This is a genomic window from Pseudomonas sp. AN-B15 (genome assembly GCF_019056475.1).
GTDB classification, from domain to species: Bacteria; Pseudomonadota; Gammaproteobacteria; order Pseudomonadales; family Pseudomonadaceae; genus Aquipseudomonas; species Aquipseudomonas parakoreensis.
The window spans coordinates 5,659,743-5,675,623 of sequence record NZ_CP049737.1 but is presented as its reverse complement, the minus strand read 5'-3'; the positions used below and the strand labels follow the sequence as shown (position 1 = coordinate 5,675,623).

Below are 15,881 nucleotides of genomic sequence, written 5' to 3'. Positions count from 1 at the left end.
AGTTTTGATATTGCTCGATAGATGGCACTTCTCACTGGCTGGTTAACTCTACAAACGAACAGCGGAAAGGTTTCACCAGACGAAACCGCCGTCCAGCACGGGAAAAACGCCCTCGGATGACTATCTGTCATTGCCCCGAGGCGCTCCGGTGAGGGAAAATGCCCTCCTTTTTTCCGTTTCAATCTATTCACACCCAGGAGATCAGCGATGCCTAGCCGTCGTGAGCGTGCCAACGCCATTCGTGCCCTCAGCATGGATGCCGTGCAAAAAGCCAACAGCGGCCATCCCGGTGCCCCCATGGGTATGGCAGATATCGCCGAAGTACTTTGGCGCGACTACCTCAAGCACAACCCGAGCAACCCGTCGTTCGCCGACCGTGACCGCTTCGTGCTGTCCAACGGCCACGGCTCGATGTTGATCTACTCGCTGCTGCACCTGACCGGTTACGACCTGTCGATCGACGACCTCAAGCAGTTCCGTCAACTGCACAGCCGCACCCCGGGCCACCCGGAATTCGGCTACACCCCGGGCGTCGAAACCACCACCGGCCCGCTGGGTCAGGGTCTGGCCAACGCCGTCGGTTTCGCCCTGGCGGAAAAAGTACTGGGTGCGCAGTTCAACCGTCCTGGCCACAACATCGTTGATCACCACACCTACGTGTTCCTCGGTGATGGCTGCATGATGGAAGGCATTTCCCACGAAGTCGCTTCCCTGGCCGGTACCCTGGGCCTGGGCAAGCTGATCGCCTTCTACGATGACAACGGCATTTCCATCGATGGCGAAGTCGAAGGCTGGTTCACCGACGACACACCAAAGCGTTTCGAGTCTTACAACTGGCAGGTGATCCGCAACGTCGACGGTCACGATCCGGAAGAGATCAAGACCGCCATCGAAACCGCGCGCAAGAGCCCGCTGCCGACCCTGATCTGCTGCAAGACCACCATCGGTTTCGGTTCGCCGAACAAGCAGGGCAAGGAAGATTGCCACGGCGCCCCGCTGGGTGACGCGGAAATCGCTCTGACCCGTCAGGCGCTGAACTGGAACCACGGCCCGTTCGAAATCCCGGCCGACATCTATGCCGAGTGGGATGCCAAGGAAAAAGGTCGCGCCGCCGAAGCCGAATGGGATCAGCGTTTCGCTGCCTACTCTGCGGCGTTCCCGACCGAAGCCAACGAGCTGATCCGTCGTCTGAGCGGCGAACTGCCGGCGGACTTCGCGGAAAAAGCCTCGGCTTACATCGCTGAAGTCGCGGCCAAAGGCGAAACCATCGCCAGCCGTAAAGCCAGCCAGAACACCCTGAACGCGTTCGGCCCGTTGCTGCCGGAGCTGCTCGGCGGTTCGGCTGACCTGGCCGGTTCCAACCTGACCCTGTGGAAAGGTTGCAAGGGCGTCAGCGCTGAAGATGCCAGCGGCAACTACATGTACTACGGCGTGCGCGAATTCGGCATGACCGCGATCATGAACGGCGTGTCCCTGCACGGCGGTCTGGTGCCTTACGGCGCGACCTTCCTGATGTTCATGGAATATGCGCGCAACGCGGTGCGCATGTCGGCACTGATGAAGAAACGCGTGATCCACGTCTACACCCACGACTCCATCGGTCTGGGCGAAGACGGCCCGACGCACCAGCCGATCGAGCAACTGACCAGCCTGCGTTCCACGCCGAACCTCGACACCTGGCGTCCAGCCGATGCCGTTGAATCGGCGGTGGCCTGGAAAAACGCGCTGGAGCGCAAGGACGGCCCGTCGGCGCTGATCTTCTCGCGTCAGAACCTGCAGCATCAGGAACGCGACGCCGCCCAGATCGCTGACATCAGCCGTGGTGGCTATGTGTTGAAGGACTGCGCAGGCGAGCCTGAGCTGATCCTGATCGCCACCGGTTCGGAAGTCGGTCTGGCCGTTCAGGCCTACGACAAGCTGACCGGGCAAGGCCGCAAGGTGCGTGTGGTTTCCATGCCTTGCACCAGCGTGTTCGATGCGCAGGACGCCGGCTACAAGCAATCGGTTCTGCCGCTGCAGGTCAGCGCACGTATCGCGATCGAAGCGGCTCATGCCGACTTCTGGTTCAAGTACGTGGGTCTGGAAGGTCGCGTGATCGGCATGACCACCTACGGCGAATCGGCGCCGGCTTCGGCACTGTTCGAAGAATTCGGTTTCACCCTGGACAACATCCTGGGTCAGGCTGAAGAGCTGCTGGAAGACTAAAACATAGCGCGGCGACCCAAGTCGCCGCGTTCCCTGTAGGAGCTGCCGAAGGCTGCGATCTTTTGATCTTGATCTTGAACAACAGGATCAAAAGATCGCAGCCTTCGGCAGCTCCTACATGGGGTTGTGTTGTTAGCGAATACTATCGAGAACCCCATGCCTCAACCGCGTCCCTACAAAGTTGCACTCAACGGCTACGGCCGGATTGGTCGTTGCGTCTTGCGTGCGTTGTTCGAGCGTGGCGAGAAGGCCGGGTTTGAGATTGTCGCGATCAACGATCTGGCGGACATGGCCAGCATCGAATACCTGACACGCTTTGATTCCACTCACGGCCGGTTTCCCGGCGAAGTGCGTGTAGAAGGCGATTGTCTGCATATTAATGGCGACTGCGTGAAGGTCCTGCGCAGTGCCACCCCCGAAGGCATCGACTGGGCGGCGCTGGGCGTCGACCTGGTGCTCGAATGCTCCGGCGCTTACCACACCCGCGAAGATGGCCAGCGTTTCCTCGACGCCGGCGCGCCCCGCGTGCTGTTCTCGCAACCGATGGCCAGCGAGGCGGATGTCGACGCCACCATCGTCTACGGTGTCAATCAGGATTGCCTGACCGGCGCCGAACTGCTGGTGTCCAACGCCTCCTGCACCACCAACTGCGGCGTGCCGCTGTTGCGTCTGCTGGACAAGGCGATTGGCCTGGATTACGTGTCGATCACCACCATTCACTCGGCGATGAACGATCAGCCGGTGATCGACGCCTATCACCATGAAGACCTGCGCCGCACCCGTTCGGCGTTCCAGTCGGTGATCCCGGTGTCCACTGGTCTGGCGCGTGGCATCGAGCGCCTGCTGCCGGAACTTGCCGGGCGAATTCAGGCCAAAGCCGTACGCGTGCCGACGGTCAACGTGTCCTGCCTCGACATCACGATGCAGACCGCCACCGCGACCGATGCGGGCGAGGTCAACCGGATCCTGCGTGAAGCCGCCACCAGCGGCCCGCTCAAGGGACTGCTGGCCTACACCGAGTTGCCGCACGCCAGCTGTGATTTCAACCATGACCCACATTCGGCCATCGTCGATGCCAGTCAGACCCGTGTTTCCGGCCCCAAACTGGTGAACATCCTGGCCTGGTTCGACAACGAATGGGGTTTTGCCAACCGAATGCTGGACGTTGCAGACCACTATCTGCAAACAGCGATTTCAAAAAAACCTGCTCTCTAAGAACAGTTACTCAGGAAGTGCGACCCATGACCGTGTTGAAGATGTCCGACCTCGATCTGCAAGGTAAGCGCGTATTGATCCGCGAAGACCTCAACGTCCCAGTCAAGGACGGTGTTGTCACCAGCGATGCGCGTATCCTGGCTTCGCTGCCGACCATCAAGCTGGCCCTGGAAAAAGGTGCGGCGGTGATGGTGTGTTCGCACCTGGGCCGTCCGACCGAAGGTGAGTTCTCCGCCGAGAACAGCCTCAAGCCAGTCGCTGACTACCTGAGCAAGGCTCTGGGCCGCGAAGTGCCGCTGGTGGCCGATTACCTGGATGGCGTTGACGTCAAGGCCGGCGACATCGTGCTGTTCGAAAACGTGCGCTTCAACAAGGGCGAGAAAAAGAACGCCGACGAACTGGCCCAGCAATACGCCGCCCTGTGCGACGTGTTCGTGATGGACGCCTTTGGCACTGCTCACCGCGCTGAAGGTTCGACGCACGGCGTGGCCAAGTTCGCCAAGGTCGCCGCGGCAGGCCCGCTGCTGGCCGCTGAGCTGGAGGCACTGGGCAAGGCGCTGGGCGCGCCGGCCAAGCCAATGGCTGCGATCGTTGCCGGTTCCAAGGTGTCGACCAAACTCGACGTCCTCAACAGCCTGAGCCAGATCTGCGATCAACTGATCGTTGGCGGCGGCATCGCCAACACCTTCCTGGCGGCCGCCGGTCACCCGGTCGGCAAGTCGTTGTACGAGCCGGACCTGCTGGACACCGCGCGCGCCATCGCCGCCAAGGTCAGCGTGCCGCTGCCGGTGGACTTGGTGGTTGCCAAGGAATTCGCCGAAAGCGCCGAAGCCACCGTCAAGCTGATCGCTGACGTTGCCGCTGACGACATGATTCTGGACATCGGCCCGCAAACCGCGGCCAACTTCGCCGAACTGCTGAAATCGTCGAAAACCATTCTGTGGAACGGTCCGGTCGGCGTGTTCGAATTCGATCAGTTCGGCAACGGCACCAAAGTGCTGGCCCAGGCCATCGCTGACAGCGCCGCGTTCTCCATTGCCGGCGGTGGCGACACCCTGGCGGCCATCGATAAATATGGCGTGGCCGAGCAAATCTCCTACATTTCCACCGGTGGCGGCGCGTTCCTCGAGTTCGTCGAAGGCAAGGTGCTGCCAGCCGTAGAAGTCCTGGAAAGCCGGGCCAAGGCCTGAGGCCGCCCGGTTGGCCAGGCAAAGGAGTGTTCAGATGGTCAAGTCGTTAGCGCTGTTGTTGCTGACCGGTACGCTGGCGGCCTGCGGGAGTAACCCGAAGGCCGAGGCCACGCCCGCGCCGGATGCCGCGCAGAAAGGCTGCTACCAGGCCGACTGGCAGGCCGAAACCAATCCGGTGCTGAACAAGCGCTCGGGGCCGGACGGCCTGGACAAATACGAGACGCAAACCCCGGCCAAGGAACATGGTTGTCCTTGACCGGTCTGACTCTTTAACGCAGGGCTGGCGGCGTGCGCTGTCAGTCGAGGAACACGGATGAAAGGCTTGATCGCCATTGCGGCGTTGGCATTGTTGGGCGGTTGCGCGCAGATGAACCTGTTTCAGTCGTCCGCGCCGGCGGATAGCTGGACCACCTGGACCTGCGACAGCCAGGCCAAAGTGCTGTGGCGTTACGCCGATGCCGGCCAGAAGGAAGTCGATGTCCGGCTCGGTGGCGGTGATCAGGTCTATCGCCTGAAAGAAGAGCCGGGCGCCTCGGGCGTGCTGTACAGCGACGGCATGCTGGCGTTTCACGTCAAGGGTGACGAAGGCCTGGTGTACTGGGTCGCCACCAATGACCTGATTGGCCGCGGCTGCAAGGCCGAGTAATTGAAGCACTGCAATTCTCATGTGGGAGCGAGCCTGCTCGCGAAAGCGGTCTGACAGGCACTGCATCAACGACTGCGAGATTGCTTTCGCGAGCAGGCTCGCTCCCACAGGGGATCTGTGCAGTTCTCAGGATTTTGCTTTATCGAATCACCAGACCGGGCCTCAACCCCCGATCTGCAATCACTTGAATAGCCGCCGCCGCTCCGGCAGGCTGGCACGATTAACGACCCTCAACCGGGAGAGACACACACAATGGCACTTATCAGCATGCGCCAGATGCTGGACCACGCAGCCGAGTTCGGCTACGGCGTTCCAGCCTTCAACGTCAACAACCTTGAGCAGATGCGCGCCATCATGGAAGCCGCTGACAAGACTGACTCCCCGGTGATCGTCCAGGCTTCGGCCGGCGCTCGCAAATACGCCGGCGCGCCATTCCTGCGTCACCTGATCCTGGCCGCGATCGAAGAGTTCCCGCACATCCCGGTGTGCATGCACCAGGACCACGGCACCAGCCCTGACGTCTGCCAGCGCTCGATTCAACTGGGCTTCAGCTCGGTGATGATGGACGGCTCCCTCGGCGAAGACGGCAAGACGCCGACCGACTACGAATACAACGTCCGCGTGACCCAACAAACCGTCGCCATGGCTCACGCCTGCGGCGTTTCGGTTGAAGGCGAGCTGGGCTGCCTGGGTTCGCTGGAAACCGGCATGGCCGGTGAAGAAGACGGCATCGGCGCTGAAGGTGTTCTGGATCACAGCCAGATGCTGACCGACCCGGAAGAAGCCGCTGACTTCGTCAAGAAGACTCAGGTCGACGCCCTGGCCATCGCCATCGGCACCAGCCACGGCGCCTACAAGTTCACCAAGCCACCTACCGGTGACGTACTGGCGATCGACCGCATCAAGGAAATCCACAAGCGCATCCCGAACACCCACCTGGTGATGCACGGTTCCTCGTCGGTTCCGCAGGAGTGGCTGGCGATCATCAACCAGTACGGCGGCGACATCAAAGAAACCTACGGCGTACCGGTTGAAGAAATCGTCGAAGGCATCAAGTACGGCGTGCGCAAGGTCAACATCGACACCGACCTGCGTCTGGCGTCCACCGGCGCCATGCGTCGTCTGATGGCCACCAACCCGAGCGAATTCGACCCGCGTAAATTCTTCGGCGCGACCGTGACGGCAATGCGTGATGTGTGCATCGCTCGTTATGAAGCGTTTGGCACTGCCGGTAATGCTTCGAAGATCAAGCCGATTTCGCTGGAAGCGATGTTCCAGCGGTATTTGAAGGGTGAGTTGAACGCGAAGGTCAACTAAGCCCGGGTGTTGAGCTGCTTTTATGAGAAACCCGCCGAGAGGCGGGTTTTTTGTGGGCGTAATTAAACAAATATTTCCGCTAGCTCTTCAAGCGTAGGCATCACTGCCGGAACGACGGTGAACTCACAATCCAGAGCGGCAATAACACGTGCATAAGCGTTCATGCCCACGGAGAGGGTGCCTTTCTCTATAGCGATGACTTTGTATGGCGTCACTCTCGCGAGGTCGGCGAGTTGCGCTTGCGTTAGTCCGCGCTCCCTACGCTTTATGCGTAATTGGGTGGCGAGGCGGCTCATTAATAGAACGTGATCCATCTACTGTCTCTGTAACGTTCAAAGTTAAATGGCGTAAACGCTACATTTGATCGTTATGAGTCCGCTCGGCGCGGGTCCGCGTCTACTCGATCCCCAGGCTTTGTTTCAAGCTGCTTGCGCCGCCTTCTGCAGAGTGGCACTTCACAAGGCACAGCTAGGTGAATGGCACCTGTAATGGAAGTTTGGAAGATTTTTCGACGAAAAGTCCGTTATCAGGGACTACTCCTTCAGTTCAACGTGATCCAGTGCCTGATTTACCGCCAATTCACCGAGCATGACCACCTGTGCGATACCTAGTGCAGTCTTGCGGTGGGAGATATCGAGTGTTGCGGCGAAGTTGTTGAGCATTTCGCTGGCTGAACCCAGGGTTTCGCTGGCGTTGGCCAGCAGAGATTCGGTGTTGTACTTCGGGTTGGCGAGGTACATGGACTCTGGTTCGCAGGTGCTGGTCATGATGTGTGCGGCCGGGTTGAGGTAGTGGTCGAGGGCGCGCTCGGCGGCGTCGTGGAGCTTTCTTGAGTCGAGGGATTCGTAGGGGGAGGCCAGGTCGGTGGCTGGCGGGTGTGGTGTTGATTTGGTCATGTTTCGTCTCCGGTAAATGGAGCCGGCACCGGATCGCTACTAAACGAAGGGGTGGCAGCTGAACGCAGGTTAGTAGACCGGGGAGACGCGACCGGCGCACCCGAAGGCGCCCTGCGTACAGCTACCATCAAGCGCGGATGAATGTCCGACTGAATGGTGCCAATGCGCATCGCGTAACCTCGGGCTACTAAACCCGATCACTGGAAATCAGTGACGCGAATCAAGTTACCGATGGCCCTCCAGGCGCACAAGCCGGCGGATTCTGGCGTAGCTGTAGGTATCCACGCAAGTTGTTGTAGGCATCGGGAAGTAACCGCCGAGCGATTTAAACAACACCGTTTAAAGGATGTCCGACTGGCAATAAATAACACTGTGGCGAGGGAGCTTGCTCCCGCTGGACTGCGCAGCAGGCCTCGCTTTTTTAGGGCCGCTGCGCGCCCCAGCGGGAGCAAGCTCCCTCGCCACAGGGATTTGTGCCAATGAAGCCTTATTTGTCGTGGTCGATGTCGAGTTTGCTGAAGGTGACCTGGCCGCCTTCGCTGGTATAGCCGGTGTTGTCCTGCACATACACCCCGGCCTTGAAGTACAGCGGCTTGTTGCGCCAGGTCGCGCTGATCTGTGAGTCCCACTGGTAACCCGCCGCGCTTACGCCAAGCGCACCGCCGGGGCTCAAGTGGATCAGGTAGTTGAATTCGCGATCCAGCTTGATGCCGGTGGCGAGGGTGATGACGCGGCTTTCCTGGTCGTCGGGGTGCATTCGCACTTTGATCACCAGGTTGCCGTTCTGGGTTTTTTCCTTGTACTGGTATTCGAGCTTGACCATCGGGCGCTGGCTTTCATAAGCGTGGATCTGGCCGATGACGATCTTGCCGGAGCTGGGCACCTTGTTGACCGAAAGGGTCGCGCGCAGCAGGTTGTCGGCGTCTGGGTAGTACCAGTTGCGCAGGGTGCCGTTGCTGTAGGTTTCGCGCAGTTCGGTGCGCGGGTAAATGGCGTTTTCGGTTTTTGACCCGGTCACCGGCGACCAGAAGAACAAGGTGCCGGTGTCGGAATGGAAGTACTGATCCTTGAAGCCATTCACCAGTTTGGAGGTTTCGACGGTGTACGGCGGACTGCCGACGGGAACGCTGAGGTTCCAGGTTGCGAGATCGATCATGTCGGTTCTTCCACTCAATTTTCCTGTACGCGAGTGCCAGAAGCTCTAGCCCGCGCTTTTTCGGGCGGCAGTTATAAGCGTAGAGGTGTTTTTTGTTAACGCCCGTTTGGCAGATGATTGGCGTCAACATCCTGTCGAAATGCCATCTGTGCCGGTTTTCGGGGGCTGCAGGGGTGACCGTTAGTCGGTAAATTACAGCTTTGGCTAAATGATGGCGGCGTGGCAGCTTCTGCTTTCACAGATCCGGGACTAGAGTGATGGCTCAGTAACTGTACGGTTTTCACAAAAAACCGGCCGATAGTCCGACAAGAGATGTCCCGACAAGAGAAGCAGCATGGAATGCGCGCAACCCCAGCCAGGTGAAGGCAGCTCTGTCCTTTTGATCGTTGATGACTACCCTGAAAACCTGATCAGCATGCGCGCGTTGCTGCAGCGTCAGGATTGGCACGTCATGACCGCCGCCTCCGGTTTCGAGGCGCTCAATCTGCTGCTCGAACACGACGTCGATCTGGTGCTGCTGGACGTGCAGATGCCGGGCATGGACGGCTTCGAAGTCGCGCGGCTGATGCGCGGCAGCCAGCGCACACGTCTCACACCGATTATTTTTCTCACCGCCAACGAGCAATCACAGGACGCCGTGATCAAGGGTTACGCCAGTGGCGCGGTGGATTACCTGTTCAAGCCGTTCGATCCGCAGATCCTCAAGCCGAAAGTCCAGGCGTTGCTCGAACACCAGCGCAACCGCCGCGCCTTGCAGCGTCTGAGTCATGATCTGGAGGTCGCGCGGGCCTTCAATGCCTCGGTGCTGGATAACGCGGCGGAAGGCATTCTGGTGCTCGGCGAGGACGGCCTGATCCGCTTCGCCAATCCGGCGATTTCGCGCTTGCTGAATGCGCCGGTGAAAGAGTTGGAGGGCAAGGAGTTTCTCGATTTTCTGCAGAAACCGCACATCCCGCTGTGGGCCGGTTCCGAGTTGCTGGCCGGCTATAAACGCGGTGAGACCTTGCGTCTGCACGATGCGCTGTTGCGTACGGCGCCGGGGCAGCAGGTGCCGGTGGCGTTGTCCTGTGCGCCGCTGCCCGCCGAGCAGCGGGCGATGGTGGTGACGGTGCTGGACATGTCGGTGGTGCGTCACCTGCATCAGCAGCTGGAATTTCAAGCGGTCACCGATCCGCTGACCGGCCTGCTCAATCGCCGGGGCTTTTATCAGACGGTGGAAAACCTGCTGCTGCGCGGTGAACGCAGCGACAGCAGTTGGGTGCTGCTGTATCTGGATCTGGATGGTTTCAAACGGGTCAACGATTCCCTTGGCCACGATGCCGGCGACCGGGTGCTGCGCTGGGTCTCCGAGCAGTTGAAAGCCTGTCTGCGACCGTTCGATATTCTCGCGCGCATGGGCGGTGACGAGTTCACCGCGTTGCTCGATCTGGAGTTTCCCGAGCAGGCCGCAAAAATTGCCGAGAAGCTCATCGAACGGGTGTCGATCTGTCAGCAGATTGAAGGACTGGACATCGCCCTCGGCGCGAGTATCGGTATCGCCACTTACCCGGACTGCGGCGCGAACCTCGACGGTTTGCTGCGCGCCTCCGACATCGCCATGTATGAAGCCAAGCGCGCCGGGCGTCAGCAATATCGTTTTTATGATCACGAAATGAACGGCCGCGCCCGTTCGCGGCTGATGCTCGAAGAGAGCGTGCGCAATGCCATCGAGAACCGGGATTTCAATCTGGTGTATCAGCCGCAAGTGGCGATCGACAGCGGGCAGATCCGCGGTTTCGAGGCGCTGCTGCGCTGGCAGCACCCGAGCGTCGGCGATGTGCCGCCGGGGCTGTTCCTGCCATTGCTGGAGGAAGCACGGCTGATCAGTCGGCTCGGTAGCTGGATCTATCACCGTGGCGCCGGCCAGCGCAAAGCCTGGGAAAGCCTGTTCGCCGAAGATCTGGTGCTCGGCGTGAGTTTGAGCAACACCCAGTTCGGCCTGCCGAACCTGGTCACCGAATTGCGTCAGGTGCTGGAGCGGCATTCGCTGCAGCCGCGGCAACTGGAGGTGGAAGTCACCGAAGACGCGCTGATGCACAACCCCGACGAGACCCGCAAACAGTTGCGCCTGCTGCGTAATCTCGGGGTGCGGGTGGCGCTGGATGACTTTGGTTCAGGGCCGTGTTCGCTGGCGTATCTGCGTGATCTGGAACTGGATACGCTCAAGCTGGATCGACACCTGATTGCGCGGCTGCCGGACTCGACGCGCGACGCGGCGCTGGTCAGCAACGTGATCAATCTGTGCAAACAGTACGGTTTGCTGGTGATCGCCGAAGGCGTGGAAACCGTTGAACAGTATCAATGGCTGCAGGCGCATGGCTGCGAATACGTACAGGGTTTCCTGGTGGCGCGTCCGCTGACCTCCGAGGACGCCGTCAGCTTTGCCAAACCCTTTGACTGGAGCGCGCTGCCGGTTTGAATTCGCTACACTGGCGCTCTTTTCGAACCGTGCTGCCGTGTCCATGACTGCGTTGAAATACCTCCAGGCCTATCCCGCGCCATTGCAGGATCAGGTGCGCCAACTGATCGCCGAACAGCGCCTGGGTGATTACCTGAGCCAACGCTATCCGGGGCGTCACGGTGTGCAGAGTGACAAGGCGCTGTACAGCTACGCGCTGGACCTGAAGCAGGAATACCTGCGCAACGCACCGGCCATCGACAAGGTGCTGTTCGACAACCGCCTCGACCTGACGCACCGCGCACTGGGATTGCACACCACGGTCTCAAGGGTGCAGGGCGGCAAGCTCAAAGCCAAGAAAGAGATTCGCATCGCCTCGTTGTTCAAAGAGGCGGCGCTCGAGTTCCTGAAGATGATCGTCGTGCATGAACTGGCGCACTTCAAGGAATCGGATCACAACAAGGCCTTCTATAAGTTGTGTGAACACATGCTGCCGGGGTATCACCAGGTCGAGTTCGATCTGCGGGTGTACCTGACGTGGCGGGATTTGCAATGAAGATCAAAAGATCGCATTCCAACTGTAGGAGCTGCCGCAGGCTGCGATCTTTTAACGTTGGGAGTGTTTAGATGGACGTAAGCAAGACCAAAAGCAGCTTTTACCGGCGCCTGTACGTGGCCTACCTGATCGACAGCGGCCTGGCCCCCAGCGTCCCGGCGCTGACCGAAGTGACCGGCATGCCCCGGCGCACGGCGCAGGACACGATCGCCGCGCTGGCGGACCTGGATATCGTCTGTGAGTTCGATCAGGAAGAGGGCGCGCGCAACCATGCCGGGCGCTATCGGATTCGCGAGTGGGGGGCAATTGATCGCGGGTGGATCGAGCGCAATCTGCGGCAGATCAAGGCTGTGCTGGAATATCCCTGAGTTTTGCAGTGTTTGAGCTGACGCAATCGCTGGCAAGCCAGCTCCCACAAGTGTCTCCAGTCAACACGGTTGTTGTGAGCAACGGATGAACCTGTGGGAGCTGGCTTGCCAGCGATGAGGGCCTCAAGGACGACGCATGCCGATATGCGGAATGTCATCCTCCAGATACTCCTCACCCGCCACCACAAACCCGTACCTGCCGTAATACCCCTGCAAATGCGCCTGCGCCGACAGATAGATCGGCACCTGCGGCCAATGCTTCTCGGCCTGATTCAGGGCGTGTTCCATCAACACATGTCCCAGCCCTTTGCCACGGCCCTGCGGCGCAATGATCACGCGGCCGATCACCACGTCACCGCCCTGGGATTCGGGGTCCAGCAGGCGCAGATAGGCCATCAGTTGATCGCCTTCCCAGCCCATCAAATGATGGGTGTCGCCGTCCAGATCCTGGCCGTCGAGGTCTGGGTAGGCACATTGCTGTTCGACCACGAACACCTCCGAGCGCAGCTTCAACAGCGCGTATAGCTGCTCTTTGCCCAGATCGCTTTGATGCTTGCAGATCCACTCGATTGTCATCTTCCGACTCCTTGAACTCCGTCGCCCGATACTAAGGGCACAGGCGCTGAATGTCTGTATGGCGGAAGAGTCTGTGACAAAGGTCAAAATGCCATCATTCCTTTCTCGCGGTGACGGCCGCTTTGTGTAATCTGCTGGAAAGCGCTGTGCACGGGCTTCAATGAGCTACTGTTAGGGCCTGGGTTCCGCCGGTACGGGGCCTTGGGGTTTTGACTGGAAAACACGCCGGGCCAACCGCCCGCTAAGGATTTTCAAGCATGCCGCGACTGCATCGAGCCTTTGCCTTGATCGGACTGCTCTTGCTGGCCCAACCCGCCGCTGCGGACAAGCTGCGACTGGTATTTGATATCTGGCCACCCTTTACCGACGACACGCTGGTCAACGGTGGCCTGGCCACCGACATCGTCAGCACCGCGCTGGCGCGGGCCGGTTACGCCAGCGACTATGAGCAGGTGCCGTGGGCGCGGGCGTTGTTGGGGGTGGGCGAGGGCCGGTACGACGTTCTGGTCAATGCCTGGTACAACGACGAACGCACCCGGATCGGCCAGTTCTCTGGCGAATACCTGCTTAACCGCATCCGCTTTCTCAAGCGCAAGGACACTCCGCTCGAATACAACAGCCTGGAGCAACTGCACACCTACCCGGTGGCGGTGGTGCGCGGTTATGCCTACTCGCAGGCGTTCGATGCCGACACGGCGTTGCAGAAAGTCCCGGTACACAACTTTGCAATGGCGGTGCGCATGCTGGCGGCGGATCGGGTCAAGCTGACCCTGGAAGATGAGTATGTCGCGCGCTATTACCTGGCGCGCGAATCACCCAAGGTACGCAACGCCGTGGAGTTCCTGCCCAAGCCGTTGAGCGAGAACAGCCTGCATATTCTGGTGAGCCTGAAGAACCCCGAGCATGAGCAGATTGTGGCCGGGTTCGACAAGGCGATTGCGGCGATGAAGGCGGATGGCAGTTATGACAAGTTGCTGAGGCAACATGGGATGTGAGCATCTGATCCCGGAGTTGCGTTGTTGCTGATGCCCTCATCGCTGGCAAGCCAGCTCCCACAGGTATTGCGGTGTACACAAGTCATGTGGGAGCTGGCTTGCCAGCGATGGGGCCAGTCCGGTCACCTTAAGCCTCACTGGTGTCTTTGATCAAATGCGCCGCCAACGTGCGCAACGGCCCCAGCTGCCGGCAGATCAACGCCAGTTGCGTCTGCACCAGCCGCTGCCCTTCGTCGATCTCGTCCGGCATCTGCTCCAGCTCATTGGCCAGCGCTTCCTCGTCGTCGCTCTGGATCGCCACTGGCTGCTTGTTGGCCAGGCCCTGGGCGATTTCATCGATGCTCGCGGCCAGTTTCACTCCAGCACCGTCGATCAGGTGTTCGCGGACTTCCGCCGGTAGCTGCGTTTCGCGATGCGCGCCCAATCCGGAGAGGTAGCTGAGCAGCGTGTGCGACAGCACCAGGAAGCGGAAACCGACATCCGCTTCCTTTCGGAAATGCCCCGGCTCCATCAGCATGTTCGCCAGCGTGGTCGACAGTGCCGCGTCGGCATTGTGCGCGTTGCGTCGGGCCAGGCGATAGGCGAGGTCATCGCTCTTGCCGGCGGCGTATTGCTGCATGATCTGGCGCAGGTAGATGCTGTTGCACGTCAGGGTGTTGGCCAGCACTTTGTTCAGGCGTCGACCCTGCCAGTCCGGCAGGAACAGGAACACCGTCAGGCCGGCGATCAGGCTGCCAAGCAGGGTATCGAACAGGCGCGGCAGGAACAGCCCGTAGCCATCGCCGATCTGGTTAAAGCAGAACAGCACCATGATCGTGATCGCCGCCGTCGCCACGGTGTAGCGCGTGGTGCGGTTGGTAAAGAACACCACCCCGGCGGCAATGGCGAAGCACGACTGCACCAGCGGGCTGGGGAACAGATCGAACAGCGCCCAGGCCACGGTCAGACCGATGGCGGTACCGAGAATCCGCTGTCCGAGTTTGCGCCGCGTTGCGCCGTAGTTCGGCTGGCAGACGAACAGTGTGGTGAGAATGATCCAATAGCCCTGCGACGGGTGAATCAGGTGCACCATGCCGTAGCCGATACTCAATGCCAGCGGCAGACGCAGGGCGTGGCGGAACAGCAAGGAGGTCGGTGTCAGCTGCGTGCGCAGACGAATCCACACGTCCTTGAGGTTGCGTGGTGAGCGGTCGAGCAGGCTACTGTCGGTGGCATCCGCCAGCGCGTCGGGGTTGCTCGCGTCGCTGAGCAAGCGGTCGAGGGTGCCGAGGTTGGCGGCCAGAGCACGCAGCGAGCGTAGCAGGCCGCGCCATGCCGGATTGCTCTGGATGCGCAGGTGTTCAAGGGAGGCATCGAGGTCTGTCAGCGCTTCGGCAAAACTGGCGTCGTAGACAAACGGCTGGCGCATCTGGATCGACTCGGCCAGCGCACGACAGGCTTTGCCCTGCTGGCGCAGCAGACGCTGGCAGCGGAACAGCACGTCGCTGTGGAAGAACGCCTCGGCCAGCGCGTTGTACGGATAGTGCGAAGAACTGGCGCGTTCGTGAATGTCTTGGGCGAGGAAATACAGCTTCAGATAACGGCTGACTTTCGAACCCGGGCGACCGTTGCCGACCCGGTGCAGGATGATTTCCTTGGCGCTGTTCAGCGCGGCCACTACGCGACCGTTCTGCTGCGCCAGTTCCAGCCGCCGCCCTTCGACGTCCAGTTGGCGGATCGGCTCGAACAGCGAGGCTTTCAGCTTCAGATAGAAGCCCAGTTCACGGAACAGCCGCGCCAGACTCTGCTGCACCGGCTGGTTGGAAAACAGCGCCTGCCACAGCACCGAGAGCAAGCCGTACCACGCCGCGCCCGCCACCAGCAGCATCGGCTCGTGCCAGAAATCGGTGACCGCGCCGCCGCGCTGATCCACGCCGATCATTGTGTAGACCGACAGAATCAACGTTGCCGAAGCAATCGCGCCATAACGCTCGCCGAGCGCACCGAGCATGGTCAGGGCGAAGCTGGCCAGGGCCAGGGCGATGGCAAAGACGATGGGGTAGGGGAAGAGCAGTTCCACTGACAGCGCGGCGATACTGAAACACACCAGGGTGACCGCCAGCGCGTTGAGGCGGCCCTGCCAGCTGTCGTCGGTCTCGGCCAGGGCGCTGGCGATAATCCCGAGGAACAACGGGATCAGCAGACCCATTTCATCCTGATACCAGCACAGCGCCATGCTGCCGGTCAGGGCGATGAACACCCGCACGCTGTAGCTGAATTTATCCAGCGCCCACAGGCGCCGCAAAGACTGACGAAACGAGGTCGAGGACATGAAGTGCGAAGGC

The 15,881-nt window shown here is 60.4% G+C and carries 15 protein-coding genes; 10 read left to right on the top strand and 5 right to left on the bottom strand.

Annotated features, from left to right (window positions below; translation table 11 throughout):
- Positions 1-207 precede the first annotated feature (207 nt).
- The 6 genes from tkt (at position 208) to fba (ending at position 6,573) form a co-directional block, all read left to right on the top strand.
- Positions 208-2,205: a transketolase gene (tkt, locus tag GTQ41_RS25710; protein ID WP_047297100.1), complete on the top strand. Its 1,998-nt coding sequence runs from the start codon at positions 208-210 to the stop codon at positions 2,203-2,205.
- Positions 2,206-2,361: 156 nt separating this feature from the next.
- Positions 2,362-3,420: an erythrose-4-phosphate dehydrogenase gene (gene epd, locus GTQ41_RS25705; RefSeq protein WP_047297099.1), complete on the top strand. Its 1,059-nt coding sequence runs from the start codon at positions 2,362-2,364 to the stop codon at positions 3,418-3,420.
- A 26-nt stretch (positions 3,421-3,446) separates the two neighbouring features.
- Entirely contained in the window at positions 3,447-4,610 is a 1,164-nt protein-coding gene (locus GTQ41_RS25700) for a phosphoglycerate kinase (protein WP_047297098.1), read from the top strand.
- Positions 4,611-4,644: 34 nt separating this feature from the next.
- Entirely contained in the window at positions 4,645-4,866 is a 222-nt protein-coding gene (locus GTQ41_RS25695; RefSeq protein ID WP_007961876.1) for a hypothetical protein, read from the top strand.
- Between the two features lie 57 nt (positions 4,867-4,923).
- The gene (locus GTQ41_RS25690; protein WP_047297097.1) at positions 4,924-5,256 is read left to right on the top strand and encodes an MliC family protein; all 333 of its coding nucleotides are present in this window, start codon (positions 4,924-4,926) and stop codon (positions 5,254-5,256) included.
- Positions 5,257-5,508: 252 nt separating this feature from the next.
- Positions 5,509-6,573, top strand: a complete 1,065-nt coding sequence (gene fba, locus GTQ41_RS25685; RefSeq protein WP_003229012.1) for a class II fructose-bisphosphate aldolase — start codon at positions 5,509-5,511, stop codon at positions 6,571-6,573.
- 62 nt (positions 6,574-6,635) lie between these two features.
- Here the strand turns inward: fba and GTQ41_RS25680 are convergent, their stop codons facing one another.
- The 3 genes from GTQ41_RS25680 to GTQ41_RS25670 all read right to left on the bottom strand — a co-directional run bounded on the left by GTQ41_RS25680 (position 6,636) and on the right by GTQ41_RS25670 (position 8,625).
- Positions 6,636-6,887: a helix-turn-helix domain-containing protein gene (locus GTQ41_RS25680; protein WP_041063421.1), complete on the bottom strand. Its 252-nt coding sequence runs from the start codon at positions 6,885-6,887 to the stop codon at positions 6,636-6,638.
- A 219-nt stretch (positions 6,888-7,106) separates the two neighbouring features.
- Positions 7,107-7,469 (bottom strand): DUF6124 family protein, encoded by a 363-nt coding sequence (locus tag GTQ41_RS25675; protein WP_047297096.1) that lies wholly within the window; start codon positions 7,467-7,469, stop codon positions 7,107-7,109.
- A 487-nt stretch (positions 7,470-7,956) separates the two neighbouring features.
- On the bottom strand, positions 7,957-8,625 hold the full coding sequence (locus GTQ41_RS25670) for a polysaccharide lyase family 7 protein (RefSeq protein WP_047297095.1): 669 nt from the start codon (positions 8,623-8,625) through the stop codon (positions 7,957-7,959).
- 334 nt (positions 8,626-8,959) lie between these two features.
- Here GTQ41_RS25670 and GTQ41_RS25665 point away from each other — a divergent pair, with 334 nt between their 5' ends.
- The 3 genes from GTQ41_RS25665 to GTQ41_RS25655 all read left to right on the top strand — a co-directional run bounded on the left by GTQ41_RS25665 (position 8,960) and on the right by GTQ41_RS25655 (position 11,986).
- Positions 8,960-11,083 carry a bifunctional diguanylate cyclase/phosphodiesterase gene (locus GTQ41_RS25665; RefSeq protein WP_047297094.1) on the top strand — a complete coding sequence of 708 codons (2,124 nt, stop codon included), beginning with the start codon at positions 8,960-8,962 and terminating at the stop codon, positions 11,081-11,083.
- Between the two features lie 43 nt (positions 11,084-11,126).
- The gene (locus GTQ41_RS25660; protein WP_217325379.1) at positions 11,127-11,618 is read left to right on the top strand and encodes a M48 family metallopeptidase; all 492 of its coding nucleotides are present in this window, start codon (positions 11,127-11,129) and stop codon (positions 11,616-11,618) included.
- 71 nt (positions 11,619-11,689) lie between these two features.
- Positions 11,690-11,986 carry a helix-turn-helix domain-containing protein gene (locus GTQ41_RS25655; RefSeq protein ID WP_047297092.1) on the top strand — a complete coding sequence of 99 codons (297 nt, stop codon included), beginning with the start codon at positions 11,690-11,692 and terminating at the stop codon, positions 11,984-11,986.
- A 123-nt stretch (positions 11,987-12,109) separates the two neighbouring features.
- Here GTQ41_RS25655 and GTQ41_RS25650 read toward each other — a convergent pair whose 3' ends face one another.
- Positions 12,110-12,562 (bottom strand): GNAT family N-acetyltransferase, encoded by a 453-nt coding sequence (locus GTQ41_RS25650; protein ID WP_047297091.1) that lies wholly within the window; start codon positions 12,560-12,562, stop codon positions 12,110-12,112.
- Between the two features lie 257 nt (positions 12,563-12,819).
- Between GTQ41_RS25650 and GTQ41_RS25645 the strand changes: the two genes are divergently transcribed.
- On the top strand, positions 12,820-13,557 hold the full coding sequence (locus GTQ41_RS25645) for an ABC transporter substrate-binding protein (RefSeq protein ID WP_047297090.1): 738 nt from the start codon (positions 12,820-12,822) through the stop codon (positions 13,555-13,557).
- 127 nt (positions 13,558-13,684) lie between these two features.
- On the opposite strand, the gene yccS is transcribed toward GTQ41_RS25645, so the two are convergent.
- Positions 13,685-15,868 carry a YccS family putative transporter gene (gene yccS, locus GTQ41_RS25640; RefSeq protein ID WP_047297089.1) on the bottom strand — a complete coding sequence of 728 codons (2,184 nt, stop codon included), beginning with the start codon at positions 15,866-15,868 and terminating at the stop codon, positions 13,685-13,687.
- Positions 15,869-15,881: the final 13 nt, after the last annotated feature.

Excerpts from the sequence above, each read along its gene's own strand:
- GTQ41_RS25665 (WP_047297094.1), top strand. The coding sequence starts at position 8,960 with ATGGAATGCGCGCAACCCCAGCCAGGTGAAGGCAGCTCTGTCCTTTTG.
- tkt (WP_047297100.1), top strand. The coding sequence starts at position 208 with ATGCCTAGCCGTCGTGAGCGTGCCAACGCCATTCGTGCCCTCAGCATG.
- epd (WP_047297099.1), top strand. The coding sequence starts at position 2,362 with ATGCCTCAACCGCGTCCCTACAAAGTTGCACTCAACGGCTACGGCCGG.
- yccS (WP_047297089.1), bottom strand. The coding sequence starts at position 15,868 with ATGTCCTCGACCTCGTTTCGTCAGTCTTTGCGGCGCCTGTGGGCGCTG.
- GTQ41_RS25670 (WP_047297095.1), bottom strand. The coding sequence starts at position 8,625 with ATGATCGATCTCGCAACCTGGAACCTCAGCGTTCCCGTCGGCAGTCCG.
- GTQ41_RS25645 (WP_047297090.1), top strand. The coding sequence starts at position 12,820 with ATGCCGCGACTGCATCGAGCCTTTGCCTTGATCGGACTGCTCTTGCTG.
- GTQ41_RS25675 (WP_047297096.1), bottom strand. The coding sequence starts at position 7,469 with ATGACCAAATCAACACCACACCCGCCAGCCACCGACCTGGCCTCCCCC.
- GTQ41_RS25655 (WP_047297092.1), top strand. The coding sequence starts at position 11,690 with ATGGACGTAAGCAAGACCAAAAGCAGCTTTTACCGGCGCCTGTACGTG.
- GTQ41_RS25660 (WP_217325379.1), top strand. The coding sequence starts at position 11,127 with ATGACTGCGTTGAAATACCTCCAGGCCTATCCCGCGCCATTGCAGGAT.
- GTQ41_RS25690 (WP_047297097.1), top strand. The coding sequence starts at position 4,924 with ATGAAAGGCTTGATCGCCATTGCGGCGTTGGCATTGTTGGGCGGTTGC.
- GTQ41_RS25650 (WP_047297091.1), bottom strand. The coding sequence starts at position 12,562 with ATGACAATCGAGTGGATCTGCAAGCATCAAAGCGATCTGGGCAAAGAG.
- GTQ41_RS25680 (WP_041063421.1), bottom strand. The coding sequence starts at position 6,887 with ATGGATCACGTTCTATTAATGAGCCGCCTCGCCACCCAATTACGCATA.
- fba (WP_003229012.1), top strand. The coding sequence starts at position 5,509 with ATGGCACTTATCAGCATGCGCCAGATGCTGGACCACGCAGCCGAGTTC.
- GTQ41_RS25695 (WP_007961876.1), top strand. The coding sequence starts at position 4,645 with ATGGTCAAGTCGTTAGCGCTGTTGTTGCTGACCGGTACGCTGGCGGCC.
- GTQ41_RS25700 (WP_047297098.1), top strand. The coding sequence starts at position 3,447 with ATGACCGTGTTGAAGATGTCCGACCTCGATCTGCAAGGTAAGCGCGTA.